Source organism: Cryptosporangium sp. NPDC048952 (assembly GCF_043197895.1).
In the GTDB taxonomy this organism is placed as follows: Bacteria; Actinomycetota; Actinomycetes; order Mycobacteriales; family Cryptosporangiaceae; genus Cryptosporangium.
This window is the reverse complement of the sequence record NZ_JBICTY010000003.1, coordinates 949604-976594: the sequence shown is the minus strand read 5'-3', so window position 1 is coordinate 976594 and position 26991 is coordinate 949604. Positions and strand designations below refer to the sequence as shown.

Sequence of the window (26991 nt, the reverse complement as noted above, 5' to 3'; positions counted from 1 at the left end):
CCGCGTGGCGGCAGCGGGAACTCGACTAGGAGTCGACTTCGGGACATCGAACACGGTGGCGGTACTCGCCCGGGCGGACGGCCGGGTCAACCCGCTGCTGGTGGACGGCCAGCCGCAACTCCCGTCGGCGGTGTGCGCGACGCCCGCGAAGGAACTGCTGGTCGGACGCGCCGCACTGCACACCGCACGGCTGCACCCCGACGGGTACGAACCCAATCCCAAGCGCCGGATCGACGACGGATTCGTGCTGCTCGGCGCGCAGGAGTACGAGGTCGTCGAGCTGTTCGCCGCGGTGCTGCGGCGGGTCGCGGACGAGACGCGGCGGGTCACCGGGTCGCCCGCGCCGGACGAGATCCGCATCACGCACCCCGCGGTGTGGGGCGGTGCGCGGCGTGATCTGCTGCGCCGGTCGGCGGTTGCGGCGGGGTGGCCCGTGCAGGCGGTCGGTCTGGTACCCGAGCCGGTCGCAGCCGCTGCCGCGTTCGCCGAGGTGCACGGCGCGCGCCTGCCGGTGGGCGGGAACGCGCTGGTCTACGACCTGGGCGGTGGCACGTTCGACGCCACGGTGCTGCGCCGGACCGCGTCGGGGTACGACGTCCGGGCGACGGACGGGCTGGTGGACGCCGGTGGGCTGGACATCGACCACGCGATCCTCACGCACGTGGGTGCGATCGTGGAGAAGCGCAATCCGGACGCGTGGCGGGCGCTGACGTCGCCGACCAGCGCGGCGGAGCGGCGTGCGCGGTGGCTGTTCCAGGACGACGTGCGGGGGGCGAAGGAGCTGCTCTCCAGTGCCTCGTCGACGTTGATCCCGGTGCCGCTGATCGACGACGAGATCCCGGTGACGCGCAACGAGCTCGACGCGCTGACCCGGCCGCTGTTGGAGCGCACGATCTCCGCAGTGCAAGGGGTGTTGCGGGAGGCCACGCTGACGCCCGGGGATCTCTCGGCGTTGTTCCTGGTCGGGGGGTCGACGCGGATTCCGCTCGTGGCGACGCTCCTGCACCGGACGCTCGGTGTGGCGCCGACCGTGCTGGAGCAGCCGGAGCTGATCGTGGCCGAGGGCGCGCTCCGGGTCCGCGCCTTCGACGCTCCGCCATCCGCGGCTCCGCCATCCGCGCAGGCGTCGGCAGCGTTCCCGGCGGGCGCGCAGGCGTCGGGAGTGTTCCCGGCGGGCGCGCAGGCGTCGGGAGCGTTCCCGGCGGGCGCGCAGGCGTCGGCGCCGCCGTTTCCGGCGCCCCGGTCCGCGCCGCCGCACCACCTGCCGCCTCAGCCCGGCGCACCGCGCTATCCCGCGCCGCCGCACGGGGTGCCTGCGCATTCCGCACCGGTGGTTCACTCCGGGCCGCCGTTCCCGCCCCATGGGGCGAACCACCCGGGTGGCTGGCGCCCCGGGCACCCGACGATGCCGTACCCCGAGCCCCAGGCCGCCCCGGGAGTGGCCCGCGGCGAACGCGACTTCCGCTCCGCCCAACCGGCTCCCGCCCCCTTCACCCCACCCCACGCCGCAGCACCGGTGAGCGCCGCCCCGGTCAGCGCGCGTCCCTACGGCGCGGCCCCCGTGAGCGGCCCCGCCGTAGGCGCGGCCCCGGTGAGCGGCCCCGCGCCGGGCGCGGCCCCCGTCAGCGGCCCCGCGCCGGGCGCGGCCCCCGTCAGCGGCCCCGCGCCGGGCGCGGCCCCCGTGAGCGGCCCCGCGGCGGGCGCGGCCCCCGTGAGCGGCCCGGCGGCGGGCACCGCGCGGCCCGTGAGTGCGGTACCGGTGAGTGGCACGCCGGGCAGCGGGCCGTCAGGCAAACCCACAGTGCAGGTGCGCACCATGCACCAACCGGGCGAATCCGTGGAGTTCCGCGGCCACGACGGCCCGGTCTCGAGCCTCGTGATCAGCCCCGACTCCACCCGCCTCGCCACCGCCGGCGCCGACCGCACGGTCCGCATCTGGGACCTCGCCACCGGCCGCCGCATCGTCACCCTCACCGGGCACACCGCGCGCATCAACGGCATCGCGTCCAGTCCGGACGGTTCCCGCCTGGCCAGCGTCGCCGACGACCGGACCGTCCGGATCTGGAACCCGGGCACCGGCACCGAACTCGCGAGCCTCACCGGCCACACCGACATGATCCGGGCAGTCGCCTTCCACCGCGACGGCCTCCGCGTCGCCACCGGCAGCTTCGACCACACCGTCCGCCTCTGGGACACCCGCTCCGGCGCGACCGTCGGCACGCTCACCGGCCACTCCGACGTCGTCCGTGCCGTGGCCTTCCACCCCGACGGCCGTCGCGTCGTCACCGGAAGCTTCGACCAGACGGTCCGCATCTGGGACGTCGACACCGGTCAACAGCTGGCCACCCTGTCCGGGCACGGGCTCGTGCACGCGGTCGCGTTCAGCCCGGACGGCCGGATCCTCGCCACCGCAGGCGTCGACGGTACCGCGCGCCTCTGGGAGGCCGACAACGGCCGACCGCTCGGCGAGCGCCTGGCCGGGCACTCCGGCGCGGTCACCGGGCTCGCCTTCCGCCCCGACAGCCGGGCACTGGCCACCGCAGGCATCGACGGCACCGCCCGACTCTGGAACGTGGTGACGGGCCGTGCCCTCACCGCCCCGATCGGCGGCCACACCGCAGCCCTGACCTCAGTGGCCTTCTCCCCCGACGCACGCACCCTGGTCACGGGCAGCCACGACACCACGGCCCGGGTGCACCCGCTCTAGATCGACGTCCCCACGCGCGCCCACGCCCCGGACCGCGTCCGCCACACCATGCCCCCGAACCGCACAGCGATGAACACCGCGAGCCCTGCCCACACCCCGGCCAACCCCCAGCCGAAATAGCCCGTCGCCACGGTCACCGGCACGAACCCCAACAGCGCCGACCCCACCGTCACGTTCCGGATGAACGCGTTGTCCCCCGCGCCCAACAGGACACCGTCCAGCGCGAACACGACGCCGCCCACCGGCACCATCGCCACGAGGAACGGCCACAGCACCCCCAATTGGGCGCGCACAGCGTCGTCGTCAGTGAAAACGGCGGGAACCACGAACCAGGCGAGCCCGAACACCCCGGCGAACGCCACACCGGCGACCAGGCCGAACCGACCGACCCGCCAGGCGGTGGACTTCGCGGCGTCGACGTCGCCGCTGCCGAGGGCAGCACCGACCAGCGACTGGGCGGCGATCGCGAACGAGTCGAGCAGCAGCGCGGCGAGATTCCACATTTGCAGCCCCACCTGGTGCGCCGCGAGCTGCGCGGCACCGGCCCGGCCCGCCACTGCCGCAGCGGTGAGGAACGCGATCTGGAACGCCGCCGCTCGCACGACCAGGTCCCGGCTCACCGTCAGCTGTTTGAGCATCACCGACCAGTGCGGCCGCAGCGGCACCCGCTCCCGGTACAGCGCCCACAGACACAGCCCACCGCCCAACCACTGGGCGACGACATTCGCCCAGGCCGAGCCCTCGAGCCCGAGTCCGACCGGATACACCAGCACCGGCGACGCCGCCGCCGACACCACGTTCGCGATCACGACCACGACGACCGGCGTCCGGGTGTCCTGGACCCCGCGCAGCCAGCCGTTGCCGGCGAACACGAGCAGGATGCCGGGCAGCCCCAGGATCGCGATGCGCAGCCACGACTCGGCCGCCGCCGCGACCTCGCCCTCCCCGGCGATCAGGCGCGTCGCCCAGGGAGCCAGCAGCTGTCCCGCGACGACGCCGATCCCGCCGATCAGCAGCGCCAGCCAGGACGCCTGCACGCCCTCGCCGACGGCCCGGTCGCGCTGCCCGGCGCCGTACCAGCGGGCCGCCCGGCCGGTCGTGCCGTAGGCCAACGTGGTGCCGACGATCGCGAGCAGGCCCATCAGCGTGCCGCCGGCACCGAGCCCGGCCAGCGCGACCCGGCCGAGGTGCCCCACGACCGCGGTGTCGACGAGCAGGAAGATCGGCTCGGCCGCGAGGACGACGAACGCCGACGCGGCCAGCCGCACCACCTGTCCCGTCGGCGCGGTGCTCACAGCGGTTTGGAGGCCTGCAGGGTGTAGGTCATCGGCGCCCGCCACGGCCGGTTGATGAGCCGGTATTCGCCACCGTCCCGCTCCATCAGGCCGGGGAACGGCTGCCACGGCACCGAGTCGTGCTCGACCAGCTGGGTGAGCGTCAGGCCGTGCTCGAGCAGGGCGGTGACGACCTCACCGAGGCCGTGGTTCCAGTTGTGCACCGTGTTGTTGACGAACTGGGTGTCGGTCTCGACGTACGTGCCCTCGTCGTGCCATACCACCGGCTCCACGCGCTCGAAGTACGGGTACCGCAGCACGAGCCGACCGTCGCGCCGGTCGTCGTCGAGTGCCCAGAGCACCGGGTGGCCTTCGCGCATGAACAGCCGCCCGCCCGGCCGCAGCAGCTGCGACACCACCGATGCCCAGCGCCGCACGTCGGGCAGCCAGCAGAGCGCACCGACGCCGGTGAACACGAAGTCGAACCGCTCGGCGCCGAGCTTCTCGACCGCCTCGTAGACGTCGGACTGCACGTACTCGATCTTCGCGCCGGTCTCCTCGGCGAGCGCCCGGGCCTGCTCGAGCGAGCCCCCGGAGAAGTCGAGGCCGGTCATCCGGGCGCCGAGCCGCGCCAGCGACAGGGTGTCGGTACCGATGTGGCACTGCAGGTGCACCCCGTCCAGACCGGCGACGTCACCGAGCCGCTCCTGGTCGAACTGCACGACACGGCTCAGGAAGGTGGGATCGACCCGGAATCGGTCGACGTCGTAGTCCTGAGACGCCGCGTGCGCCGCCGCGCGGTCGTCCCAGCTGGCCCGGTTCAGTCTGCGGTAGTCGTCGATATCGCCGTTCGCTGTCACGACACGAAAATGTCATACCGATCACAACAGAATCACGCGGGTATCCGGTTGTGGTGCGCAAGTGCCGTAGCCGTTCCGCTACCGTCCGCGCATGCGCCGCCGCACGCTCACCTATGCCGACGCCGTCCGCCTGATCGGCGAGCCGGAAAGTCCCGTGGTCAACGCCCTGGGCACCCTGGCCGGCACGGGTGCGGGCGTGGTCACCGCGGCCAGCGTCGGCACCATCGATTTCTTCGCGTTACGCGATCAGCTGGTGGGCTGGGGCCACTCCGCGGTCAGCGGTCTCCGCGAAAAACTCGACGGCCTGTCGCGCTTCGACCGCACCGAACGTCTGGTCGCCGCCCACAGCGTCCTCGTCATCACGTCCTTCTTCGAAGCGCTCGACACGACGCTCGGCGTCGATCTGGACGCCGCTGACTTGACTGCCGCCGAGCAGACCGGTCTTGCGACCGGTACCGGTCCGGCCGAGGACTACCGCTCGATGGTGGCGCTCCTCGTCGACAAGCCACTACCCATTCCGACGCCGACGCGCCCGGCCGAGGTCGTCGCCGCGGACCTGACGGGTTACTACGACGGCCTGGCCGAGGCCGTACGCACGTTCCTCACCGGGCTGGCGGCGTTCGAGCGGCGCACCGACCTGCTCGACGCCCCGGACGGACTCAGCGCCGATGCGGTCGCCCGGTACACGGCCGCCTTCCGGACCCTGGCGGCCGAGGCGCCGGAGTTCCGCGTGTGGGCCGCGGGTGTGGACGCTCAGGCCACCCGCGAGACCGTCCGCGATCTGCGCGCCGAACTCCGTGAACTCCTCACCCGGCCGACGGCCGTCGACGCGGTTCGTAGCGGCCTGGAAAGGCTTCACCGAGCGCAGCTCCGGCGGCCGATCCTGGACTCCGATCGAGTCCCGGAACACGTGACGCTGCCGGGCCTCGGTGAGAGCTATGTGGATCCCAGCGGTTCCGTCGCGGAAGCCGGACCCAGCGATCGGCCGGCGACCGACGAGTGGTGGCTCGACGCGAAACGCGTGGACGACGTCCCCGCCTTCCTGCTGGGTCACCTCACGACGTTGGCGGCGTTCGACGCTCCGACCGTCGTGCTCGGCGATCCCGGCTCGGGCAAATCGGCGCTCACCCGGATCCTGGCGGCGCGACTGACGGAGGCCGGTTTCCTGGCCATCCGGGTCGAGCTCCGTTCGATCCCGGGTGACGCGCCGATCCAGACGCAGATCGAGCACGCGGTCCTGCGGTCGCTCGGCGAGCAGGTTTCCTGGCCGGAGGTCGCTCGTCGGGTGCGGCCGGCGGCGCCGGTCGTCATCCTCGACGGGTTCGACGAGTTGCTGCAGGCCACCGGCCTGAACCGAGCCGACTACCTGGAGCAGGTGCAGGCTTTCCAGGAGCGGGAGAGTGAGCTCGGGCGCCCGGTCGCGGTGCTGGTCACCAGTCGCACGGTGGTGGCGGACCGGGCGCGGTTCCCGCGTGACACCGCCGTGTTACGGCTCGCGCCCTTCGACGAATCGCAGGTCGAGAAGTGGCTCGCGAAGTGGAACGCCGCCAACCGTGCGAGCCTCGCCGAGCGCGGGCTGCGTCCGCTGCCGGCCGCAGTGGCGCTCGCACAGGGTGAGCTGGCCGGTCAACCGCTGCTGCTGCTCCTGCTCGCTCTGTACGACGCCGGCGCGAACGCGTTGCAGCGGGCCGCAGGCGACCTCGGGCAGGTCGAGCTGTACGAGCGCCTGTTCGCCGACTTCATCGATCGGGAGGTCGACAAACGGCGGGACGGCCGGTTGCGCGAGGACCGCTCGCAGGAGGTGCTGCGGGAGTGGCGACGGCTCGGGGCGGTGGCGCTGGCGATCCTCAACCGCGGTGGGGACGTGATCCTGGAGGCGGAGCTCGACCATGACTTGCCACAGCTCCTGGCCGACGACGATCTCACGGTCGGCGACGGCGGCTCCGGTCGCGCGCTGACCGCGAGCCAACTGCTCGTCGGGCGGTTCTTCTTCGTGCACGAGTCACGGGCGACGCGCGACACCGGCGCACCCGAGCGCAGCTTCGAGTTTCTCCACGCGACGTTCGGCGACTACCTCGCCGCGCGGCTCATCGTCGACGCGCTGGTCGATCTCACCGAGGAGTGGCAGTACCTGCGCGGGCGGCGGTCCCGGACGACGCTGGACGCCGGGTTCTTCTTCGCGGCGACGTCGTTCGTGACGGTGACGCGTCGGGTGCCGCTGTGGGAGTTCGTTCGAGGACTGCTCGGTGCGTTGGCGCCTGCGCAGCGGGGGGCGTGTCGCTCGCTGGTGCTCGAGCTGCTGCCCGAAGCGGGGTTTCCGCAACCGACGTGGTCGGTGGCCGAGTACGAGCCGCGCCGGAAGCCGTTCGCGGCTCGGCACGCGGCGTTCTCCGCGAACCTCATGTGTTTCGCAGTGCTGCTGGCCGATGGGCCGGTGCGTGCCGACGAGTTGGCCGGCGGTCCGTCGCCGGACGCGTGGCGTCAGCTCTCCTTGCTCTGGCGCAGCCAGCTGGACCTGCAGGACCGTGGCCGCCTTTGGCGCTCCTTCCGCGTCGCCTGGCGCTACGACGCCGACCCGACCTGGCTGGAGGTCCGCCTGGAGGACGGCGCCCCCGTCAGCGTCTACGAATCCCTCCCCTGGCCCACCGACGACCCCCCAGCGCCCGGCCGCGACTGGGAGACTCCGGACGTCGAAATCCCCGCCGAGGACTACTTCGGCGAAGCGCTGAGGCGTGCCGCCTTCCACCAGACGTCGATCGACATGCGCGAAACCGTCTACGGCGTGATGACCGCGTGGCCCCTGGCCGAGTCCTTCTTCTTCGATTTCGGTAGCCGGCCTCCGCTGCTGGATCCCACCGGCGTCCTCCAACAGCTGTTGCTGGTTCCGCCCGAGCGCCACGACCCAGCACTCCGCGCGGAGCTGTTCGAATTCGCTCTCGAGATCGGCCACGGGAGGCGTTACCAGCGGGCGGTGCTACGCCAGCTCGCCGAAGAACCAGCGATGGCGGCCAGAACGGTTGATTTGATTCACCTCCTCGGTCACGAGGCGGTCACCGAGGAACTGGTCCTGTTCGCGAGGGTTGTCGCCGCGTTGGTCACGTTCGACGAGGAGGCCGCGCGCGATCTGATGTCCTCCTGGAGCGGCTACCTCCACGGCTATGGGGGGCCGTGGCCCACCGACGCCGGCGAGGTGTTCCGGGGGGCGCTTGCGGGGGAAGGGCTGGGGGTGCCCGAGTGGGTCGAGGGGATTATTTCGCACGGGCGTTCGAATAATCGAGTAGAGTGAACGGCATGACCGCGATTGCGTATCAGCCGTCGATCCTGGAGCTCGCCGACACCGACGCCCGGCTCGGCCCGCTGACGGGGCAGATCCGGCGGCACGAGCTGTCGGCCGGGGCGTGGGTCGACCATCTCCCGGGCTGGGTGCGCGGCTCCGACGCGGTGTTCCAGACGTTGCTGTCCGACGTCGACTGGCGTGCCGAGCGGCGCGAGATGTACGACCGCGAGGTCGAGGTTCCCCGGCTCCTGCGGTGGTACGGCGAGGGCGAGACGCTCCCGCACGAGCTCCTCACCGACGCTCGAGAACAACTCACCGCCCACTACGCCGACGAACTGGGCGAACCGTTCGTCACCGCCGGCATGTGTCTGTACCGGGACGGGCGCGACAGCGTTGCCTGGCACGGCGACACGCTCGGCCGGTCCGCGCACAGCGACACGATGGTCGCGATCGTCTCGTTCGGCTCGGCGCGCCCCCTGCTGCTGCGTCCGCGCGGGGGCGGTTCGAGCCTGCGCTTCCCCGTCGGCCACGGGGACCTCATCGTGATGGGCGGCTCTTGCCAGCGCACCTGGGAACACGCCGTCCCGAAAACAACCCGCGCGAGCGGCCCCCGGGTCAGCGTCCAGTTCCGCCCCATCGACGTGGCTTAGCGCCCCGCGCCCGTCGGCACCGGCAGGGGGCCCGCCCTCACACGCTCGGCCGGCGCCCCGAAGCGGCCCCATGAAGGCGAGTGAGGGCTCCCCCGATCGGAACCGCTTCGGGGCACGCCACCCGGGGCCAGCGCGCGTAGCCGCACACCCCGGCGGAGCGGTCCCCTTCAGGCGAGTGGCGGCTCGCCCAATCGGGACCGCTTCGGCGCGTCGCCAGGGCCAGCGCGGCGGGTCGGGGGTCAGTTCACCTGGCGGCCCGTGTCCTTCCAGTACGGCTCGCGGAGTTTGAACTTCTGGAGCTTGCCGGTCGCCGTCCGGGGCAACGCGTCCACGAACTCCACCCGCTTGGGCGTCTTGTAGCCGGCCAACCGCGTCCGGCAGAACGCGATCACGTCCTCCTCGGTCACGTCCGACCCATCGGTGACCACGAGCGCCGTCACCAGCTCGCCCCACTTGTCGTCGGGGATACCGATCACCGCGACCTCGCGCACCGCCGGGAACGAGTTCAGCACGTCCTCGACCTCGATCGACGACACGTTCTCACCCCCGCTGATGATCACGTCCTTCTTCCGGTCGGTGATCGACAGATACCCGTCCTCAAAGGAACCACCGTCCCCGGTGTGGAACCAGTTCCCCTCCTGCGCCTCCGCCGTGGCGGACGGGTTCTCCCAGTACGCGTCCAGATTGTGGTTGGTCTGCGAGAGCACCTCCCCGGACTCGGACACCGCGATCCGCACCCCGATCGCCGGCGCACCGGCCCGCCCCAGCAACCGGGCCTGCTCGGAAGCGTCGAGATCGTCCCACTCCGCACGCATCCGGTTGATCGTCAACAGCGGCGCGGTCTCGGTCAGGCCGTAGATCTGGATGAACTCCCACCCGAGATCCGACCGGATCCGCTCGATCGTCCGGGTCGGCGGCGGCGCCCCGGCCAGGATCACCCGCACCCGGTCCCGCCCGGGAATCTCGCCCTCCCACGACTCGGCCGCGTCCAGCACCGCGTTCAACACCGCAGGCGCCGCGCACATGACCGTCACACCGTGGTCCCGCACCCGCCGCAGGATCTCCGCGCCGTCCACTTTGCGGAGCACCACCTGGTGCACACCGAGCCCCGTCATCGCGTACGGCATGCCCCAGCCGTTGGCGTGGAACATCGGCAGCGTGTGCAGGTAGACGTCCCGGTCGGTGATCCCGGCGTGCAGCGCGAACACTGTCGCGTTGAGCCAGTTCGCACGGTGGGTGAGCTGCACACCCTTCGGCCGGGCCGTGGTGCCGGACGTGTAGTTCAGCGTGCACGTCGCGTTCTCGTCCGCGTCCCATGGCCGCGGGTCGCCGTCGCCCGTGAACAGCGCGTCCTCACCGAGCACCACCGTGTGCTTCACCCGCACGGAATCCAACAACCCTTGCAACGCGGGATCCACCAGCAGAGCGTCCGCACCGCAGTGCGACACGATGTACTCGATCTCCTCCGCACCGAGCCGGAAGTTGATCGGCACGAGGATGCGCCCCCACCCGGACACGCCGAAGAACGACGTGAGCATCCGCGCGGCGTTGTGCGACACGATCGCGACCCGGCCACCCACCGGAACGCCCAACTCGTCGAGCCAGGCCGCCTGGCTCCGAGCCATCCGCGCCAGCGATGAATACGTCACCGAGCCCAGAGAAGCAGCCGGCTGGTCCCCCTCGTCAGTCACGCCGACCCGGTCCGGATAGACCGTCTCCGCTCGATCCAGAAAGTCCTTCACGTTGAGGGGATAGAACACGCGCCACCTCCGACGTCGAACCCGATCGATCGAAAGGTAATCGTGCGGGCACCTCCACGCACCCCAACTCCGTCACGCGGCGTGCCTGTGACCGCGACAACATCCGCCCAAAAATCGACAACGGGCAAAAACGACTTTGCTCGTTCCAGTGAGGCACTTCGCCCCGATCCCTGCCCCATGGTTACGATGCGTTTACTCGTAGCTATCACGTGTTGCGCAAACGTTACCGAGGCCCGTTGACGACCACGGAGGGTTCTGGTGAAGTGTGCGCACTAATGTTGGATCCCGTTGCGATCCACACGGCAAGGAGGCGCACTGATGCCCACCCCTTCGCTTGACTCGCTGCTCGGCCAGAGCGGCATGAACCGCCGGTCGCTCCTCCGCGTCGCTGGTCTCAGCGCCGGTGCGATCGCGGCGGCGCCGCTGCTGGCCGCATGCACCGGATCCGACAGCGGCTCGTCCGGCAGCGGTGGTACCGGCACGGTCACGTTCGGTTCGAACGGTTCCGACGAGGTCCCGAAGGCGGCGTACGAGGCCCTGATGAAGTCCGCCAAGGACGCCGTCAAGCTCGACGTCAAGATCAACACCGTCGCGCACAACGACTTCCAGAACAACATCAACAACTACCTCAAGGGCAGCCCGGACGACGTCTTCACGTGGTTCGCCGGCTACCGCATGAAGTCGTACGCGAAGCAGGGCCTGGTCGCCGACATCGACGACGTGTGGGAGAAGGCCGGAAGCAACTTCTCCGAGGCCTTCAAGACCGCGTCCACCGGTGACGACGGCAAGAAGTACTTCGTCCCGCTCTACAACTACCCCTGGGGCTGGTTCTACCGCCCGAGCGTGTGGAAGGAAAAGGGCTACACCGAGCCCAAGACCTGGGACGAGCTCATCGCGCTGGCCAAGAAGATGAAGACGGACGGGCTCAACCCGATCGCCTTCGCCGACAAGGACGGCTGGCCCGCGTTCGGCACGTTCGACTACCTGAACATGCGCATCAACGGCTACCAGTTCCACGTCGACCTGATGGCGCACAAGGGAAGCTGGGAGGACGCGAAGGTCAAGCAGGTCTTCACGACCTGGAAGGAGATCTTCCCGTACCAGTCGGCCGACTCGCTGGGACGCACCTGGCAGGAGGCGGCGCAGACCGTCGTCACCAAGAAGTCGGGCATGTACCTGCTCGGTTCGTTCGTCGGCCAGCAGTGGCCCGAGGGCGACACCGACATCGACTTCTTCCCGTTCCCGGAGATCGACTCCAACGTGGGCGCGGACGCGATCGAGGCCCCGATCGACGGCTTCATGCTGAGCAAGAAGGGCGGCGAGAACGAGAGCGCCCGCAAGCTCATGGAGTACCTCGCCACCGGCAAGGCCGAGGACATCTACCTCAAGACCGACCACAACGACGTCGCCGCCGCCAACGACGCCGACACGTCGGGCTACAACGCGCTGCAGAAGAAGGCAGCGGAGATCATCGGCGCCTCCAAGAACATCTCGCAGTTCCTCGACCGCGACGCCGAGCCCGCGTTCGCGAACAACGCGGCGCTGCCGGCCTTCCAGCAGTTCATCAAGGACGGCAACGTCGACGCGGTGACCAAGAGCCTCGAGGCCCAGGCCAAGCAGATCTACGGCAGCTGAGAAACGCGATGACGACCCCTCAGGCCACAGTGGCCAAGCGCAAGAAACTGCGCCGTCTCACCGGTACCGACAAAGTCGTGCTCGGGGTGATGGTCGGTATTCCGACGCTGATCGAGTTGCTGCTGGTCTGGGGGCCGGCGCTGTTCTCGGTCCTGCTCGGGTTCACCGACGCCCGGACCGACATCGACCAGCCCGGCGGAGTCAACTTCGCCGGGCTGGACAACTACAAGTTCATCACCCAGGACTACCCGCCGTTCTGGCCGGCGGTGCAGCACAACATCATCTGGCTGGTTTTCCTGGCGGTCATCGCCACCCCCGCCGGCCTGTTCCTCGCGGTGCTGCTCGACCAGAACCTCAAGGGCTCGCGGATCTACCAGAGCATCTTCTTCATTCCGGTGATGCTCTCGCTCGCGCTCGTCGGCATCATCTGGCACCTGATCTACAGCCCGGACGCCGGTCTGCTGAACAGCGTGCTCGGCACGGCCGGGACGAAAGACCAGATCGACTGGTTCGGCGATTCGAGCCTCAACATCTGGGCGGCGCTCGTCGCCGCGTCCTGGAAACACGTCGGGTACATCATGGTCCTGTACCTGGCCGGTCTGAAGGGTGTGGACCCGTCGCTGCGCGAGGCCGCGGCGATCGACGGCGCCAACGCGGTGCAGACGTTCTTCCGGGTCGTTTTCCCGGCGATGCGCCCGATCAACATCGTGGTCGTCGTCATCACGGTCATCGAGGCGCTGCGCGCGTTCGACATCGTCTACGTGATCAACCGCGGCACGAACGGCCTGGAGCTGTTGTCCGCGCTCGTCGTCCAGAACCTCGTCGGTGAGGGCACCCAGATCGGCGTCGGTGCGGCCATCGCGACCGTGCTGCTGGTGATCTCGCTGGTCCCGATCGTCATCTACCTCTGGCAGACCTTCCGGAACGAGGAGAAGTCATGACGGTCCTCACCGAAACCGGTGGTGAGACCACCACACCCCTGAAGCCTGCCAAGACCGCCGAGGGTGGCCCGAAGCTCACCCGGGGCGGCCGGATCTTCAGCTACTCGTTCCTGACCGTCACCGCGATCCTCTGGCTCGTTCCGCTGGTCTGGACGATCTACACGTCGCTGCGGCCGGAGAAGGACACCCAGAAGTACGGCTACCTGAGCACCGGCGGCTCGTTCAACTTCGACAACTACTCCAACGCCTGGAACCAGGGCGGGTTCTCGAAGTACTTCCTGAACTCGGCGATCATCACGATTCCCGCGGTGATCCTGACGCTGATGTTCGCCGCGATGGTCGCGTTCGCGGTGTCCCGGTTCAAGTGGAAGTTCAACGTCACGCTGCTGATCCTGTTCACGGCGGGCAACCTGTTGCCTCCGCAGATCCTGGCCGCCCCGCTGTTCCAGCTCTACAAGCACTTCGAGCTGCCGTACTCGGTGAGCGACTCCGGGTCGCTGCTCAACACCTATTACGGCGTGATCGCGGCGAACATCGCGTTCCAGGTCGGCTTCTGCACGTTCGTGCTCAGCAACTACATGAAGGCGCTGCCGGGCGAGCTCACCGAGGCCGCGATGGTGGACGGTGCCGGCGTCTGGACGCAGTTCTGGAAGATCATCCTCCCGCTGTGCCGTCCGGCGCTGGCCGCGCTCGGCACGCTCGTGGTCATCTGGATCTACAACGACTTCTTCTGGGCCCTGCTGTTCATCCAGACGGGCGACCGATTGCCGGTCACGACCGGTATCAACAACTTGTTCGGCCAGTACGCGCAGAACGACAACCTGATCGCCGCCGGCGCCCTGCTGACCGCGATCCCGGTGCTGACCATCTACATCGCGCTCCAGCGTCAGTTCGTCGCCGGCCTCACGCTCGGCGGTAGCAAGGGATGACGCTCCGAGCCGTCACGTCCCGCCTGGGCGGCAAACTCGCCTACGGCGGCGACTACAACCCCGAGCAGTGGCCCGAGTCGGTGTGGCTCGAAGACGTCGCGCTGATGAAAGAGGCCAAGGTCAACCTGGTTTCGGTCGGCATCTTCTCGTGGGCGCGGCTCGAGCCGGCCGAGAAGGAGTACGACTTCGGCTGGCTCGACCGGGTCCTGGACCTGCTGCACGACAACGGCATCGCGGTCGACCTCGCGAACGCGTCGGCCACTCCCCCGCCGTGGTTCTCCCGCCGGTACCCCGACTCGCTCCCGGTGGACGTCAACGGTCAGCGTCGCTGGTACGGGGCGCGGCAGGCGTTCTGCCCGTCGTCGCCGGACTACCGCACCGCTGCCGCGAGGTTGACCAGGGCGATCGGCGAGCGCTACACCGATCACCCCGCCGTCGCGATGTGGCACGTCCACAACGAGTACGGCTGCCACAACTGGCACTGCTACTGCGACACGTCGGCCGAGGCGTTCCGCACCTGGCTCCGCGACCGCTACGAGAACCTGGACACGCTGAACGAGGCGTGGGGCACGGCGTTCTGGAGCCAGCGCTACTCCGACTGGGCCGAGGTCATCCCGCCGCGCTCCCCGGCGTACCACACGTTCGCGAACCCGACCCAGCAGCTGGACTTCTGGCGGTTCTCGTCGGACGAACTGCTCGACTGCTTCCGCGCCGAGGCGGAGATCCTCCGCGAGTTGTCCAGCGCACCCGTCACTACCAACTTCATGACGTTCTTCAAGCCGCTGGACTACTGGGCGTGGGCGGCCGAGCAGGACCTGATCTCGAACGACCACTACCGGATCGTCGAGGGCCTGGGCGCGGGTGGCGCCACCCACGACCTGGCGATGTCCGGGGACCTGATCCGGTCGCTGGCCGGTGGCGACCCGTGGCTGCTGATGGAACACAGCACCAGCGCGGTCAACTGGCAGCCGCGCAACCCGGCGAAGCTCCCCGGGCAGCTGCGTCGCGACAGCCTCACGCACACCGCCCGTGGTGCGGACGGCGCTCTGTTCTTCCAGTGGCGGCAGTCGAAGGCCGGGGCGGAGAAGTTCCACTCCGCGCTGGTGCCGCACGCGGGCACGGACTCGCAGCTCTGGCGGGACGTCGTGCAGCTGGGCACCGACCTGGAGTCGATCGGAGAGGTCGCCGGTTCCACGGTCCGCGCGCAGGTCGCGATCACCGTCGACTGGGAGAGCTGGTGGGCGATCGAGCTCGACTCGCACCCCACCGCCGAGGTCACCGGGCTGGGTGAGCTGCGCCGGTTCCACCGGGCGCTCTGGGAGCGCGGGGTCGCCTGCGACTTCGTCCACCCCGATCACGATCTGTCGGCCTACCGCCTGGTGATCGTGCCGACGCTGTACCTGACCGGTGGCGAGGCCGGGCCGAACCTCACCGAGTTCGTGGAGGCCGGCGGCACCGCGCTGGTCACGTACTTCTCGGGGATCGTCGACCACAACGACCACATCCGGCTGGGTGGGTATCCCGGCGCGTTCCGCGACCTGCTCGGCGTCCGCGTGGAGGAGTTCAACCCGCTGCTGGACGTCGTCCGGATCGACGGGATGGACGACGCGACCGGAACTCTGTGGAGCGAGGCAGCGACCGCGACCACCGCGGAGACGCTCGCCACCTACGGCGAAGGGCCGCTCGCGGGCCGGCCGGTGCTCACCCGCAACGCGGTCGGCGAGGGTCAGGCGTTCTACGTCGGCACCCGGCTGGACGACGCGAGCCACGCCGCGCTGGTCGGGCGGCTGATGGAGGCCGCCGGTGTCGAACCGGTGCTCTCGCTCGCCGCGTGGCCGGACGGGTTCGACGTGGTCGAACGGGTGGGCACCGACGCGCGGTACCTGTTCGTCATCAACGGCTCCGACGACACGGTGACGGTTCCCGTCTCGGGGTACGACCTGCTCACCGGTCAGGACTGGGTGGAGAGCGATTCGATCGACGCGGGCGCGGTGGCCGTGATCCGGATCGCCGTTTAGGGCTGGAGGCATGGGCATGCGCGAATCGGCCAGTTGGCTGGCGCCGGGTCGGGTCAACCTGATCGGCGAGCACACCGACTACAACGACGGCTTCGTGCTGCCGCTGGCCATCGAATTCGGTTGTAGAGCCACCGTGTCGCCGGGCCCGACGGGCTCGATCCGGTTCGTCTCCGCGCAGGAGAGCGAGCCGGTCGACGTCCGCATCCCGACGCTGGTGCCGGAGCGGGTGAACGGCTGGGCCGCGTACCCGGCCGGCGTGCTCTGGGCGCTCGGCGTCGACGATCTGCCGGGGCTGACCGTCACGGTGGATTCGGACGTGCCGCTGGGCGCCGGTCTGTCGTCGTCCGCAGCGCTGACCTGCTCGGTCGCGGGTGCGGCCAACGACCTGCTGGAGCTCGGCCTGTCCCCGCGCGACCTGGTGACCGTCGCGCGCAGGGCCGAGAACGGCTTCGTCGGTGCGCCGACCGGCGGCATGGACCAACTGGCCTCCATGCTCGGCGAGGCCGGGTCGGTGCTGTTCTGCGACATGCGCTCGCTCGACGTGCGTCCCGTTCCGTTCGATCTGGACGCCGAAGGCCTGGCGTTGCTCGTGGTGGACTCGAGAGCCCCGCACAAACACGCGGACGGCGAGTACGCGGCGCGGCGGCGGTCGTGCGAGCGGGCCGCGCACGTGCTCGGCGTGCAGGCTCTGCGGGACGTGACGGATCTCGACTCCGCGCTGGACAAGCTCGCCGGGGACTCCGAGGGCGAGGAGCTGGTCAAGCGGGCCCGGCACATCGTCACCGAGAACGAGCGGGTCATCGACGTCGTCGCGCTGCTCGACGCCGGTCGGGTGCGCGAGATCGGTCCGGCGCTCACCGCGTCGCACGCGTCGATGCGCGACGACTTCGAGATCACGGTCCCCGAGGTCGACGTGCTGGTCGAGGCGCTGCTCTCGGCCGGCGCCTACGGCGCCCGGATGACCGGTGGTGGTTTCGGTGGGTGCGTCATCGCGCTGGTCGACAAGGACGCGGTGGACGCTGCGTCGCGCGCCGCGGTGTCTGCGGCTTCCGCGCGTGGCTTTGCCGAACCGCGTGCGTTCGTGACCGCACCGGCGGCGGGGGCCCACTCGTTGGACGGCGCAGATGCTGGCTAGCCAACGTCAGGCGCGGATCGTGGAGGAGATCCGGCGGGGCGGTGGTGTGCGCGTCAGCGACCTCACCGACCTGCTCGGCGTCTCCGACATGACGGTCCGGCGCGACCTGGAGGTGCTGGCCCGCGCCGGCGTGCTCCACAAGGTGCACGGTGGTGCCGTGCTGGCGAACTCGCGGCGCACCGACGAGCCGGGCTTCGCGGTCAAGAGCGCGCTGCAGCAGCCGGCGAAGGAGGCGATCGCCGCGCGCGCGGCGGAGCTGATCACGCCGGGCACCGCGATCGCACTGTCGGCCGGAACCACCACGTGGACGCTGGCCCGGCACATCACCGCGATCCCGGAGCTGACAGTGGTGACCAACTCGACGACGGTCGCCGACATCCTCGAGGCCCAGGCGCCACGGGCCGGGTTCACGGTGATCCTCACCGGCGGGGTCCGGACCCCCAGCGCCGCGCTGGTGGGGCCGGTCGCCGACCAGTCGATCGCGTCGCTCCACGTCGACCAGCTGTTCATCGGTATGCACGGGATGGACGCGATCGCCGGACTGACGACGCCCAACCTCGCCGAAGCCCAGACGAACCGGGCGCTGATCGGCAGCGCCCGGGAAGTCGTCGTGCTCGCCGACTCCACGAAGTGGGGAATCGTCGGGCTCGCCGACTTCGGGCCGCTGTCCACGGCCGACGTTCTCATCACCGACAACGGCCTGCCCCCGGCCGCCCACGACATCCTGGCGGAGTCCGTCGGCGAACTCATCGTCGTCGACGCCCCGGCCGATCACCCTGCCGTCGGAGACCGCACATGAGCAATATTTCCGAGATCCATCTCTCCGACTCTCGCGAGCTCTTCTACTTCGACGACGGACCGGGCAAGGACCGGTCCGCTGTCGACGAGCGGGGCCTGCCGCACGTCACGAACACGTCCGAGCGGCGGTGGGACGCGCTGGCCGCCGAGTGGGTGGTGATCGCCGGACACCGGCAGTCGCGCACGTTCCTGCCGCCGACCGACCAGTGCCCGCTCTGTCCGACGCGGGACGCCGATCACCGCACCGAGATCCCGGCGCCGGACTACGACGTGGTGGTGTTCGAGAACCGCTTCCCGTCACTGTCGGTGGCCTCGACGGCGGAGTCGCGGGTCAGCGGCCTTTTCGACACCGAACCGGGTAACGGCCGGTGCGAGGTCGTCTGCTTCACCTCCGACCACAACGGATCGTTCTCGCAGCTCCCCGCACCCCGCGTCCGAACGGTCCTCGACGCGCTGTCGAACCGCACCGTCGCCCTCGGCCGCATCCCCGGCGTCGAATACGTGTTCTGCTTCGAGAACCGCGGCGAAGAGATCGGCGTGACGCTGTCGCACCCGCACGGACAGATCTACGCATACCCGTTCGTGCCGCCGCGCATGGAGCGCATCCGGCAGGCGCTGCGGGAGCACCACGACGCCACCGGCGAGTGCCTGCAGTGCGCGCTGCTGGCCGCCGAGCAGGCCGACGGGGCGCGGATCGTCGAGAAGGGTGCGCACTTCACCGCGTACGTGCCGTTCGCGGCGCGGTGGCCGTACGAGGTCATGATCGTGCCGCACCGCCACGTGCCCGACCTGCCCGCGCTCGACGAGGCCGAGCTCGCGGAGCTGGCGGAGTTCTACCCCGCGGTGCTCCGGCGGTTCGACGGGTTGTTCGAGCAGCCGGCGCCGTACATCGCGGGGTGGCAGCAGGCGCCGGTGCGCTTCGACCGGGACCAATGGCACCTGGCGCTGCAGGTGTTCTCGATCCGGCGGGCGCCCGGGAAGCTCAAGTATCTGGCGGGGTCGGAGTCGGGTGCGGCGGTGTGGATCAACGACATCGCGCCGGAACGGGCCGCGGCGGCGTTGCGGGGGGAGCAGGTCTAGCCTGCGAGCATGACCGTGCTGCCGCTGACGCCCGACGAGCTGCTGACCACGACGCGGAGCGTCCGGAAACGGTTGGATCTGACCCGTGAGGTCCCGGAGTCGCTCATCCGGGAGTGCCTGGAGGTCGCGCTCCAGGCACCGAGCGGGTCGAACGCCCAGGCGTGGCACTGGGTCGTGGTCACCGACGCCGCGAAGCGCAAGGCGATCGCCGACTACTACGCCGATTCCTGGGAGCGTTACATCGCGTCCGGCCGCTCGGCGGGTGCGCTCTACGCCGACGACCCGACGCGCGCCGCGGTGCAGCAGCGCATCGGCAGTTCCGGTCAGTACCTCGCCGACCACATGGCCGAGGTGCCGGTGCTGGTGATCCCGTGCATCCGCGCGGGTTCCCTCGGCGCCGGCAACCAGGCCGGTCTGTGGGGCTCGATCCTGCCTGCGACGTGGAGCTTCATGCTCGCGGCGCGGGCCCGTGGCCTCGGCACCGCCTGGACGACGCTGCACCTGCGCCACGAGGCGGCGATCTCGTCGCTCCTCGGCATCCCCGAGGGCATCGCCCAGGCCGCCCTGATCCCGACCGCCTACTACACCGGCGAAACCTTCAAACCAGCCGCCCGCCAGCCCCTCGACGATGTCCTGCACATCGACTCCTGGTGAGGCCTAGAATCGCGGCATGGATCAGGCCTGGAAGCTGGAGCAGCACTTCTGGGAAGAGCTGAGCGAGGGTCGGGCCGCCGGGTTCTACGCCCGCCACATGACCTCCGACGGGTACGTCGTGCTGCCCACCGGCGTCATCGAGCGGGACGCGCTGATCAGCCGCTGGGAGCAGCACGAGCCGCTGACGTACGAGCTGTCCGAGCCGCGCCTGCTGCTCGTCGACGGCAACGTGCTCGTGCACTACCGCGCGTCGGCCGACGGGAGCTGGCTGCCGAACTACCGGGCCTGGATCACGTCGCTGTACACGTGGGAAGGTGCGGACTGGGCGCTGGTCTTCCGCCAGCACACCCCGACGGGTGACTTCGCGTTCTAGGCCCTGTTCACTTTCTACTACTTCCGAGCTCTAGAGCTCTGCCACCAGTGACGTGAGCACGCCGCGGGCGAACTCCAGTTCGGCCGCGGCGCGCGCCAGGGCCTGGTCGTGTTCGTTCGTCGCGGACAGCCAGCCCAGCGTCGCCATCTCCTCGAAGCTCGCGCACACGTCGGCCAGCGCGGCCGCGCCGATGTTGGCCGCCGAGCCCTTGAGCTTGTGGGCCTTCTCGGCGGTGGCCGACGCGTCGCCGGTGTGGACGGCGTCGCGGAGCGCGGCTAGCGTCTCCGGGGCGGTGCTGACGAACGCGCTCACCATCTCCGCGAGCAGTTCGCGCTCCCCCTCGGTCGGGTCCGGTCCGGCGATGTCGGCGAACCGGGCCCGGATGCTGCTCTCCTGCCCCGCGTTCGCGGCCACCAGGCCGGCCTCGCGGGCACCGGGCTCGTCCGGAGCGACCCGCGCGAACTCGTCCAGCGCCGCGCGCAGATCGTCGGCTCGTACCGGTTTGGGCAGGTAGTCGTCCATGCCGGCCGCGCGGCACGCGGCCTTGTCCTCCACCAGGACGCTGGCGGTCATCGCGATGATGTGCGGCTGCCGGTCCTCCGGCACCTCCGCCCGGATCCGGCGGGTCGCCTCCAATCCGTCCATCATCGGCATCTGCACGTCCATCAGGATGACGTCGTACGGCGCCAGGTGCACCGCGCGCACCGCCTCCAGGCCGTCGGAGACCGTGTCGACCAGGTGCCCCTGCTTGGACAGCATCAGCTGCGCGACCTTCTGGTTCACCGGGTTGTCCTCGGCGAGCAGGATCCGCAGCGGCACGGACGACGGTGCCACCGGCGCCTCGGCCGTCTCCTCCGCGGAGGGCAGGCCACGCGCCACCACCCGCGCCAGCGTCGAGTGCAGGGTGGCGCCCCGCGCGGGTTTCGTCAGCACGGCGTCGAACAGGCGCTGTTGATCCGGGCCCGGCCGCCACGCGACGCTGGTGAGCAGGATCAGCGGCAGGTCGGCAGTGGCCGGTGTCGCCCGCAGGTGGGCGGCCAGCTGAGCGCCGTCGGTCTCCGGCATGTGCATGTCGAGCACAGCGACGTCGTACTGCGCGGACGTCTGGCGCAGCAGTTCGAGCGCCTCGGCCGCCGAGGGCACGTCCGTGCACGTCAGACCCCACCCGGCCAGCTGCAGCCGCAACACCCGCCGGTTCGTCGCGTTGTCGTCGACGATCAGCGCATGGGCGTCGGCCAGCGCGGCATGGTCGGCGGGCTGCAGCTCGCCGTCGGTGCAGCCGGTCAGCATCGCGGTGAGCGTGAACGTCGACCCGACGCCGACCTCGCTCTCCACCGCGATGTCGCCGCCCATCGCGTTCGCCAGCCGCCGGCTGATCGCCAGCCCGAGCCCGGTGCCGCCGTAGACCCGGGTCGTCGACGAGTCCACCTGCGCGAACGAGCGGAACACCCGGTCCATCCGGTCGGCCGGGATGCCCGGCCCGGTGTCGCGGACCTCGACGGTCAGCGCGACCGGCCCGTCCGGCTGTCCGGAGAGCAGCCGCCCCCGGACCGCCAGCACGACCTCGCCGACCGCAGTGAACTTCACCGCGTTGCTGAGCAGGTTCACCATGATCTGACGCAGCCGCGTCACGTCGCCGCGCAGGATCTGCGGCGTCGCCGAATCCAAGCTGCCGACCAGCTCCAAGCCCTTGCGCTCGGCGTCCAGCGCCACCAGCGCGAGTGCCGAGTCCATGCATTCGCGCAGGTCGAACGCCTCGTCGTCGAGTTCGAGCTCGCCGGACTCGATCTTGGAGAAGTCGAGGATGTCGTTGATGATGCCGAGCAGCGCCTCGCCGGAGTCGCGGACGGTCTTCACGAACTCCCGCTGGTCGGTGTCCAGGTCGGTGTCCATCAGCAGTCCGGTCATCCCGATCACCGCGTTCATCGGTGTCCGGATCTCGTGGCTCATCGTCGCCAGGAATGCGGCCTTCGCCGCCGCGGCCGCGACCGCCTCGTCCCGGGCCCGCGAGATCGCCTCGATCGAGTCGTTGACCGCCTGTCCCATCCGTTCGAGCTCCACCGGTCCCGACACTTCGGCCCGGCGACTGAGATCACCTTCGGTGATCCGGTTCGCAGCCGCTGTCACTTCCTTGATCGGCCGGGTGATCCGCCGCATCACCCAGACCGCACCGATGCCGACGACGAGCACCGCCGCGCCGGAGCCCCAGAGAATAAGTGCCCGGGTGTCGAGCGCGCTCTGCCGACTGAGCGCCTGACGCTCGACCAGCAGCCGGACCTCCTCGGCGCGCATCGCGTCCAGGCCGCTGGAGATCTGGATCATCGCGGCCGAGCCCTGGCCGGACACCGTGAAGCTCCGCGCGGCTTCGAAGCCGGCGTTCCGGCGCAGCGTGACGGTCTCGGCCATCACGGCGAGCTTGACCTGCACCGGGAGGTCCAGTGCGTCCAGCAGCTGCTGCTGGCGCGGGTTGTCGGACGTCGTCGTGCGCAGGTTCGCGAGGTCGGCGGCGACCTGGTCGATCGCTTGCTGGTAGGGATAGAGGTAGCTCTCCCGGCCGGTGATGACGTAACCGCGCTGCCCGCGTTCGGCGTCCAGGAAGCGCTGGCGGACCACCTCGATGCGGTGCAGGACGTCGTAGGAGTGGTCGACGGGCTTGCGGTCCTCGAGCAGCGTCCCGATCCGGACGTACGCGCTCAGGCCGATGACCGCCAGCGCGAGCATCGCGAGCAGGAAGCCGATCGCGAGCATCCGGCCCACCGTGAGCCGGGCCTTCCACGCGGTCATCGTCGGGGACGAGGGCATCACGGCATGCGGTCCGGACGACTCGTCCGGACCGATCGCGGATGGCACCCTCCCCGCGCCGGCCAGCGCAGCCCCCTCATCCGTCGTCGGGCGCCGGAGAAACCCCCGGAAAACACCCGAACCGCACCCGAGTGCCCATCGGCCCGGACCGCGTCGACCTGAAGGCTTTTCTGCTTTACGACGCGCTCGCGCGCGGCGGTACGATGCCGCGGTGTCCGGGGCCCGCTCCTTACCCACCCAGTTCGAATTGATCGCCGCCTATCCGGAGATGAGGCTCTTCCCGGGGGCGACGAAGGCCGGTGACTGGCCGGCGATCGCGGCCGGATTCCAGCGGCTCGGCGGCTGGGAGGCGGCCTCGATGGCGATCGACCTGATCGCTGACGTGCCGGGAGCGGACCAGTTCTTCCGGCAGGTCGTGGCGCGCGAGCCCTCCCCCATGGCTGCGACGATCCTGGGGCACTGCCTGATCGTGGCCGGGTGGCGCATCCGCTCCAGCAAGTCGGCCGACCAGGTCTCCCGGGAGCAATTCGCTGCACTGCACAACCACCTGCGCGACGCCGAACGCACGCTGATGGACGTCACCGCGCGCGATCCGCGGGCGCTGCTGGCCTGGGAAGGACGGCTCACCACCGCCATGGGGCTGGAACTCGGGGTCGCCGAGGGGCGGCGCCGCTACGACCGCCTCGCCCGCGTCGTGCCCCACCACTACTTCGCGCAGAGCTCCCACCTGCAGCACTCCCTGCCGAAGTGGGGCGGTAGCTGGGACGAGGCGTTCGCGTTCGCCCGGCAGTGCGCGGCGAGCGCGCCGCCGGGCGGCCTGCACGGCGCGCACGTCGCCATCGCGCACCTCGAGCGCTGGGCCAAACTGCCCGGCGAGGGGGAGGATCACGCCTACGCCGTCCAGCATCAGCCGGAGGTGTGGGCGGCCGCCCAGCGCTCGGTACTCCACCCCGCCTTCCGGCCGGTGCCCGGGTGGGTGGGAGCGATGAACGCGTTCGCGGCCTTCTTCCACTTCGCCGGCGCACCCCAGGGGGCGGCGCCGTTCTTCCGCGCCATGGGCAACTTCGGTTCCACCCGCTGGTGGGACTACCTCGGCGATCCGGTCGAGCAGTTCCACACCGCCAGGGCCCTCTCACTCGGAACGGTGTGACCGGTGATCAAAGAAACTGAGGTCGACGGGGTTCCGACGCTGGTCGCTCCGGTCAGCGGCCCGATGAGCGCCGGTCTGGTGTTCCGGGTCGGATATGCCGACGAGGTGCTCGCACGCGCCGGGATCACGCACCTGATCGAGCACCTGGCGCTGTTCGACACCGGCCAGGCCGACTACCACTACAACGGCCGCACCGGTGCCGCGTTCACCGAGTTCCACCTGCGCGGCAGCGAGCACGACGTCGTCGCGTTCCTCACCGGCGTCTGCACCTCGCTCGGCGCGCTGCCGATGGAGCGCCTGGAGATCGAGCGGCAGGTGCTGCTCACCGAGGAGTCCGGGCAGTCGCTGACGCCGTCGCACCTGCTCTCGCCCTGGCGGTACGGCGCCCGCGGCTACGGCCTGCCCGGGTTCCTGGAGTACGGCGTTCCGGTCATCACTCCCGACGAGATCCAGCACTGGTTGCGCACCTGGTTCACCAAGGAGAACGCGGCGCTCTGGATCGCCGGTGACGGGGTGCCGGCCGGGCTGCGGCTCCCGCTGCCGACCGGCGGCCGACGGTGGGCACCGCCGGCGGTCACCAGCGCGCTGCCGGTCACCCCGACGTACTTCCGCGGCCCGCTGAAGGGTGCGGCGTTCGACGCGGTCGTGCCGATCGGCGCGGCGTCGCAGGTCTACTCCGAGGTGCTGCAGCGGGAACTGTTCCGCGAGTTGCGCCAGGCCAGCGGCCTGTCGTACACCACAGCAACCGGGTACGCCGCGCACGCGCACGGCTCCGCCCAGGTCACCGCGATCGCCGACGCGCTGCCGGAGAAACAGTCCGCCGTGCTCGGTGGCCTGATCGACGCGCTGCTGACGCTGTCGGTGGGGCGCATCGAGCAGTCCGACGTCGACGCGGCGAAAGCGAAGGGGCGGGAGGCGCTCACCGAGCCGGAGGCCGAGGCCGCGATGCTCAGCGGGCAGGCCAACGCGCTGCTGGCCGGGCAGCCGATCCGCACACTCGAGGAGCGCCTGGCCGAGGTCGAGGCGGTGACCGTCGAGCAGGTCGCGACCGTCGCCGCCGGGGCGATGACGACCGGTCTGCTGCTCGTGCCGCCGGGTCACACAGCGGACTGGGCCGGGTTCACCGCCGCTCCGACGACGTCGTACACGGTGGTGCAGGGATACACGTTCCCGGTCGTCGACGACGAGACGGACCGGTTCCATCTCGGGCCGACCGGCGTCAGCCGGGTGATCGGCGACGAGGCCGCCACCGTGCTGTACGCCGAGTGCGCGGCGATGCTGATCTGGCCCGACGGGGGTCGTATGCTGATCGGTAACGACGGGATGCGGGTCGCCGTCGAGCCGACCATGATCGCCGGGGATCCGGCGGTGCTGTACCAGGTCGGGATGGGGTTGCCGCCGCACCTGGTGGTGCGGATGCCCCAGCGCGATCCGTCGGAGATTCCCCGGCCGACGCCGCCGGAGCCGGTCGCTCCGGCGGCCCCGGAGAAGCAGGGTTTCTTCAAGCGCAGGCGTTCCTAGACCGGGATCGCGGCCCAGACCGTCTTGCCGTCGGCCTGCTGCTGACAGCCCCAGTTGTCGGCGATCGCCGCGATGAGCGGCAGCCCACGCCCACGCGTGGACAGCGGGTCGAGTTCGCGGACGACGATCGGTCGGCAGCTCTCGTCGTGCACGGACACCTTCACGAACGAACCGCACAGCTTCACCGCGAGGCGGAACGGCGTCCGGGCGTGGTCGACGACGTTCGCGACCAGCTCGTGCACGACCAGCAGGATGTCCTCGGCCGCCGTGCCGACGATGCGCCACTGGGCGAGGAGCGCTCGCACGGCGCCGCGGATCTCGGCAGTCGCGGTCGGCGTCGGTGCGTGTGCTCCCTCGAGCTCGATGGTCGGGTCGCAGTCGGTACGCATCGGACGGATCACCTCCACAGTCCCAGTATTTGCCAGGACTGGAATTGTGAAACGACCCAGTTCGTCACGAGACCAGACGCTCGGCGGTGTCCACGTCCGTGATCAGGACGTTCACCCAGTCGTTGAGTAAGGAAGCCCGGATCGCGGAAAGTTTCCGCTCGCCGCCCGCGACCGCGACACGCCGGTCGATCGTCCGGAGGTCGGCGCTGGAGATCCCGACGACCCGCTGATCGAGCCGGGACTTCACCGGGCGCCCGTGGTCGTCGAAGAACCGCAGGCAGACGTCACCGACCGCGCCGAGCGAACGCAGCTCGTCCTGGTCGGCCTCGGCGACCGCGTTGCCCGAACGCAGCAGCAGCGGCGACGGTTCGAGGCTGCCGATCCCCACCAGCGCGACGGTCAGTTCCTTCCACTGCGCCATGACGGCCGCGATCGCGTCGTCCTGGGTCAGCGCCCGGCGGATCGCCGGGGTGCCGACCAGGCCGGGTGAGGGTACGAACACCGGACGGGCGCCGGTCAGCTCGGCCAGCCGGCTGGTGAGGCGGGTGGCCTGCACCTGCGCCTCGGGGCTGCCCACGCCGCCGACGATCTGCACGACGCGATCGGCGACCGAGGAGTGCTTGGGGTGCATCGCGTCGACCGCGGCGAGCAGCGACTCGCTCCAGGACGAGATGCCGATGACGTCGCCGCCCTTGAGCGTGGCGTCCAGGTAGACCGCGGCGGCCGCCCCGAGCGCGGGAATGACGTCGCCGTTGGAGCCCTCGGTGTCGACGACGACCGCGTCACGCAGCCCGTAGCGCTGCTGCAGTTGCTCTTCCAGCTCCGTGTGGACGCCGGGCGGCAGCACGACGACGGTGCGGACGATCCCGCGCGTCGTCGCTTCCTTCAGTAAGCGGGAGACGCGGGGCTGCGAAATGTTGAGTTGCGCGGCGATCTCGGGCTGGCGCATGCCCTGTTCGTGGTACATCCGCGCGACTTTCGCCAGCATCCGGAGCTGCTCGGCAGCCGCGGTGCGCACGCCGGTGACCGGCATCGGCG

Annotated in this window: 20 protein-coding genes; 14 read left to right on the top strand and 6 right to left on the bottom strand. The window is 70.4% G+C overall.

What is annotated here, in order from left to right; all coding sequences use genetic code 11:
• The first annotated feature begins 4 nt into the window (after window positions 1-4).
• Entirely contained in the window at window positions 5-2707 is a 2703-nt protein-coding gene (locus tag ACGFY5_RS20560) for an Hsp70 family protein (RefSeq protein ID WP_392721893.1), read from the top strand.
• Here ACGFY5_RS20560 and ACGFY5_RS20555 read toward each other — a convergent pair.
• Window positions 2704-4002 carry an MATE family efflux transporter gene (locus ACGFY5_RS20555; protein WP_392721891.1) on the bottom strand — a complete coding sequence of 433 codons (1299 nt, stop codon included), beginning with the start codon at window positions 4000-4002 and terminating at the stop codon, window positions 2704-2706. The two genes, ACGFY5_RS20560 and ACGFY5_RS20555, sit on opposite strands and share 4 nt — an antisense overlap.
• The gene (locus ACGFY5_RS20550) at window positions 3999-4823 is read right to left on the bottom strand and encodes a class I SAM-dependent methyltransferase (RefSeq protein WP_392722566.1); all 825 of its coding nucleotides are present in this window, start codon (window positions 4821-4823) and stop codon (window positions 3999-4001) included. The genes ACGFY5_RS20555 and ACGFY5_RS20550 overlap by 4 nt, the downstream gene beginning before the upstream one ends.
• Window positions 4824-4932: 109 nt before the next feature.
• On the opposite strand from ACGFY5_RS20550, the gene ACGFY5_RS20545 reads away from it, so the two are divergent.
• Both ACGFY5_RS20545 and ACGFY5_RS20540 read left to right on the top strand, forming a co-directional pair.
• Entirely contained in the window at window positions 4933-8127 is a 3195-nt protein-coding gene (locus ACGFY5_RS20545; protein ID WP_392721889.1) for an NACHT domain-containing protein, read from the top strand.
• 5 nt (window positions 8128-8132) lie between these two features.
• Window positions 8133-8768 (top strand): alpha-ketoglutarate-dependent dioxygenase AlkB, encoded by a 636-nt coding sequence (locus ACGFY5_RS20540; RefSeq protein ID WP_392721888.1) that lies wholly within the window; start codon window positions 8133-8135, stop codon window positions 8766-8768.
• Window positions 8769-9007: 239 nt separating this feature from the next.
• Here the strand turns inward: ACGFY5_RS20540 and ACGFY5_RS20535 are convergent, their stop codons facing one another.
• Window positions 9008-10528, bottom strand: coding sequence for an AMP-binding protein (locus ACGFY5_RS20535; protein WP_392721887.1), 1521 nt, complete (start codon window positions 10526-10528; stop codon window positions 9008-9010).
• A gap of 318 nt (window positions 10529-10846) precedes the next feature.
• On the opposite strand from ACGFY5_RS20535, the gene ACGFY5_RS20530 reads away from it, so the two are divergent.
• From ACGFY5_RS20530 to ACGFY5_RS20490, 9 genes are read left to right on the top strand one after another with little or no spacing between them, the layout of a single operon-like run.
• Window positions 10847-12163 (top strand): ABC transporter substrate-binding protein, encoded by a 1317-nt coding sequence (locus ACGFY5_RS20530; protein ID WP_392721886.1) that lies wholly within the window; start codon window positions 10847-10849, stop codon window positions 12161-12163.
• Window positions 12164-12171: 8 nt separating this feature from the next.
• Window positions 12172-13104: a carbohydrate ABC transporter permease gene (locus tag ACGFY5_RS20525; RefSeq protein ID WP_392721885.1), complete on the top strand. Its 933-nt coding sequence runs from the start codon at window positions 12172-12174 to the stop codon at window positions 13102-13104.
• Window positions 13101-14033, top strand: coding sequence for a carbohydrate ABC transporter permease (locus tag ACGFY5_RS20520; protein ID WP_392721884.1), 933 nt, complete (start codon window positions 13101-13103; stop codon window positions 14031-14033). Before ACGFY5_RS20525 ends, ACGFY5_RS20520 begins: the two co-directional genes overlap by 4 nt.
• On the top strand, window positions 14030-16051 hold the full coding sequence (locus tag ACGFY5_RS20515) for a beta-galactosidase (RefSeq protein ID WP_392721882.1): 2022 nt from the start codon (window positions 14030-14032) through the stop codon (window positions 16049-16051). The genes ACGFY5_RS20520 and ACGFY5_RS20515 overlap by 4 nt, the downstream gene beginning before the upstream one ends.
• A gap of 10 nt (window positions 16052-16061) precedes the next feature.
• Window positions 16062-17186 (top strand): galactokinase, encoded by a 1125-nt coding sequence (gene galK / locus ACGFY5_RS20510; protein WP_392721881.1) that lies wholly within the window; start codon window positions 16062-16064, stop codon window positions 17184-17186.
• Entirely contained in the window at window positions 17176-17985 is an 810-nt protein-coding gene (locus ACGFY5_RS20505; RefSeq protein WP_392721880.1) for a DeoR/GlpR family DNA-binding transcription regulator, read from the top strand. Before galK ends, ACGFY5_RS20505 begins: the two co-directional genes overlap by 11 nt.
• Entirely contained in the window at window positions 17982-19064 is a 1083-nt protein-coding gene (gene galT, locus ACGFY5_RS20500) for a galactose-1-phosphate uridylyltransferase (protein ID WP_392721878.1), read from the top strand. The genes ACGFY5_RS20505 and galT overlap by 4 nt, the downstream gene beginning before the upstream one ends.
• 9 nt (window positions 19065-19073) lie before the next feature.
• Window positions 19074-19718, top strand: a complete 645-nt coding sequence (locus tag ACGFY5_RS20495; RefSeq protein ID WP_392721877.1) for a nitroreductase family protein — start codon at window positions 19074-19076, stop codon at window positions 19716-19718.
• Window positions 19719-19734: 16 nt separating this feature from the next.
• On the top strand, window positions 19735-20091 hold the full coding sequence (locus tag ACGFY5_RS20490; protein ID WP_392721876.1) for a hypothetical protein: 357 nt from the start codon (window positions 19735-19737) through the stop codon (window positions 20089-20091).
• A gap of 30 nt (window positions 20092-20121) precedes the next feature.
• Here the strand turns inward: ACGFY5_RS20490 and ACGFY5_RS20485 are convergent, their stop codons facing one another.
• Window positions 20122-22893, bottom strand: a complete 2772-nt coding sequence (locus tag ACGFY5_RS20485; RefSeq protein ID WP_392721875.1) for a response regulator — start codon at window positions 22891-22893, stop codon at window positions 20122-20124.
• 211 nt (window positions 22894-23104) lie between these two features.
• Here ACGFY5_RS20485 and ACGFY5_RS20480 point away from each other — a divergent pair, with 211 nt between their 5' ends.
• Window positions 23105-24043: a hypothetical protein gene (locus ACGFY5_RS20480; RefSeq protein ID WP_392721873.1), complete on the top strand. Its 939-nt coding sequence runs from the start codon at window positions 23105-23107 to the stop codon at window positions 24041-24043.
• Between the two features lie 3 nt (window positions 24044-24046).
• Entirely contained in the window at window positions 24047-25564 is a 1518-nt protein-coding gene (locus ACGFY5_RS20475; RefSeq protein WP_392721871.1) for an insulinase family protein, read from the top strand.
• Here the strand turns inward: ACGFY5_RS20475 and ACGFY5_RS20470 are convergent.
• Together ACGFY5_RS20470 and ACGFY5_RS20465 are read right to left on the bottom strand one after the other, a co-directional pair.
• Complete coding sequence (locus tag ACGFY5_RS20470) at window positions 25561-25971, bottom strand: ATP-binding protein (protein ID WP_392721870.1); 411 nt, start codon at window positions 25969-25971, stop codon at window positions 25561-25563. The genes ACGFY5_RS20475 and ACGFY5_RS20470 overlap by 4 nt on opposite strands.
• A 46-nt stretch (window positions 25972-26017) precedes the next feature.
• Window positions 26018-26986, bottom strand: coding sequence for a sugar-binding transcriptional regulator (locus ACGFY5_RS20465; RefSeq protein WP_392721869.1), 969 nt, complete (start codon window positions 26984-26986; stop codon window positions 26018-26020).
• Window positions 26987-26991: the final 5 nt, after the last annotated feature.

Bases quoted from the DNA above. Each gene is read 5' to 3' on its own strand.
- ACGFY5_RS20545 (WP_392721889.1), top strand. From the start codon at position 4,933: ATGCGCCGCCGCACGCTCACCTATGCCGACGCCGTCCGCCTGATCGGC.
- ACGFY5_RS20540 (WP_392721888.1), top strand. From the start codon at position 8,133: ATGACCGCGATTGCGTATCAGCCGTCGATCCTGGAGCTCGCCGACACC.
- ACGFY5_RS20530 (WP_392721886.1), top strand. From the start codon at position 10,847: ATGCCCACCCCTTCGCTTGACTCGCTGCTCGGCCAGAGCGGCATGAAC.
- ACGFY5_RS20525 (WP_392721885.1), top strand. From the start codon at position 12,172: ATGACGACCCCTCAGGCCACAGTGGCCAAGCGCAAGAAACTGCGCCGT.
- ACGFY5_RS20520 (WP_392721884.1), top strand. From the start codon at position 13,101: ATGACGGTCCTCACCGAAACCGGTGGTGAGACCACCACACCCCTGAAG.
- ACGFY5_RS20515 (WP_392721882.1), top strand. From the start codon at position 14,030: ATGACGCTCCGAGCCGTCACGTCCCGCCTGGGCGGCAAACTCGCCTAC.
- galK (WP_392721881.1), top strand. From the start codon at position 16,062: ATGGGCATGCGCGAATCGGCCAGTTGGCTGGCGCCGGGTCGGGTCAAC.
- ACGFY5_RS20505 (WP_392721880.1), top strand. From the start codon at position 17,176: ATGCTGGCTAGCCAACGTCAGGCGCGGATCGTGGAGGAGATCCGGCGG.
- galT (WP_392721878.1), top strand. From the start codon at position 17,982: ATGAGCAATATTTCCGAGATCCATCTCTCCGACTCTCGCGAGCTCTTC.
- ACGFY5_RS20495 (WP_392721877.1), top strand. From the start codon at position 19,074: ATGACCGTGCTGCCGCTGACGCCCGACGAGCTGCTGACCACGACGCGG.
- ACGFY5_RS20490 (WP_392721876.1), top strand. From the start codon at position 19,735: ATGGATCAGGCCTGGAAGCTGGAGCAGCACTTCTGGGAAGAGCTGAGC.
- ACGFY5_RS20485 (WP_392721875.1), bottom strand. From the start codon at position 22,893: ATGCCCTCGTCCCCGACGATGACCGCGTGGAAGGCCCGGCTCACGGTG.
- ACGFY5_RS20465 (WP_392721869.1), bottom strand. From the start codon at position 26,986: ATGCCGGTCACCGGCGTGCGCACCGCGGCTGCCGAGCAGCTCCGGATG.